This is a genomic window from Pedobacter sp. 05L430 (assembly GCF_056397585.1).
Genome location: NZ_JBFTNT010000534.1, coordinates 1 through 1,347, shown reverse-complemented (window position 1 = coordinate 1,347; position 1,347 = coordinate 1). Strand labels below are relative to the sequence as shown.

2 protein-coding genes are annotated in these 1,347 nt (G+C 32.8%); one reads left to right on the top strand and one right to left on the bottom strand.

Going from position 1 to position 1,347, the window contains the following annotated elements; genetic code table 11:
* Nucleotides 1-212 precede the first annotated feature (212 nt).
* Nucleotides 213-743 (bottom strand): SRPBCC family protein, encoded by a 531-nt coding sequence (locus AC1DG9_RS27125; protein ID WP_337717938.1) that lies wholly within the window; start codon nucleotides 741-743, stop codon nucleotides 213-215.
* Between the two features lie 138 nt (nucleotides 744-881).
* Between AC1DG9_RS27125 and AC1DG9_RS27120 the strand changes: the two genes are divergently transcribed.
* Nucleotides 882-1,347, top strand: a 466-nt coding sequence (locus tag AC1DG9_RS27120; protein ID WP_477635700.1) for a lycopene cyclase domain-containing protein, incomplete at its 3' end; no start/stop codon positions are given.

Below are 1,347 nucleotides of genomic sequence, written 5' to 3'. Positions count from 1 at the left end.
TTGTTTTACAGTGATATTATGATCTTTAAAAATAGCCATATCTTATTGATTTACAGCATTTAATATACTTAAAACCAACGAGAATTGCAAATAAATAATTGATAATCAGATAGTTGAAACAAAATTAAGCTTGCCTAAAAATAAAAAAAAGTCGGAAGAGTTAATCTTCCGACCATTCGTGGCATTTATGCGCCCTTTTTTATGGATCAAATTTACTTTTCTACAAAGGCCTTTAAGTTTGCTAAGCCTTTTTCATAATCTTTTCCGATCATAGAATCATATGCCAGTGACATCCATCTTGAGAAGATCGATGTATTTTCACCTCTAAAGTCCCAAGTTACCTTTGTGCCGCCATTAGCTGTGGGCTCAAAATAGAATGATGTAATTGCTGTACTTTGGAAAGGTTTAATGAATTCCAGTTTTTCGTCGATCTGCTTGTTTGGATTAAGCTTTTCAATTGTGATACTTCCGGTTCCAACCTCTTTTCCTTCCCAGTTAAACTTAGACCCAACAGAAACACCATCGCCTGTTACTGTATGTTTTGCTGCCTTATCCATTTGCATCCATGGATTCCATAAGCCGAAATCATTAAAATTTAGCATTTTCTGATAAGCTATACTGTCGGGTTTGTTAATTTCAATGGATCTGCTTACGCTGTAAGTTTTAGGAAGGAAGAAACCAATGATAAAGAAGAGGGCAATAATTACTACAATAATGCCCGCTAAAACTTTAATTATTTTCATTTTTATTTGTTTTGGTTACTTAAAATTAACTTAAAAAGTTTTATTGGGCAAACAATTAATTCTTAGAATATATAGATAGGAGATAAGGTTGTTTAACTGGGTCAAAATCATATTTTTGAGCTGAATTTATTTCTATACATGAATTATTACTATTTATTGATCAATCTGGCGCTGCTTCTTTTATCATTTTTGTTGACTTTGGATAAAAAGGCCAATCCAATCAGGAGTTGGAAGCCAATGATTCCTGCAGTATTGGTTTCCGGACTGTTTTTTTCAGTTGTTGCATTGATCTTTAATCAATTCAAAGTATCCATATTTAATGATGAGTATACTGTTGGAGCTCATATTCTTCAATTGCCAATTGAAGAGGTCTTGTTTCAATTTATATTAGCCTTTGCCGGGTTAAATATTTATGTGGTTTTGAATGCACGCTTTCCGAAAAATAATCTGGAGAGGTTTAGCCTGTCTGTAAGTAATTTATTATTGGGCGTGCTCATAGCAATGTTGTTTTTTACACATACTAAATTGTATAGTGTTATTACTTTTTCTGTGTTGTTTCTTTCGCTTTTTTACGTAGAGTATGTGAACAGCCTCAGGTTTATGT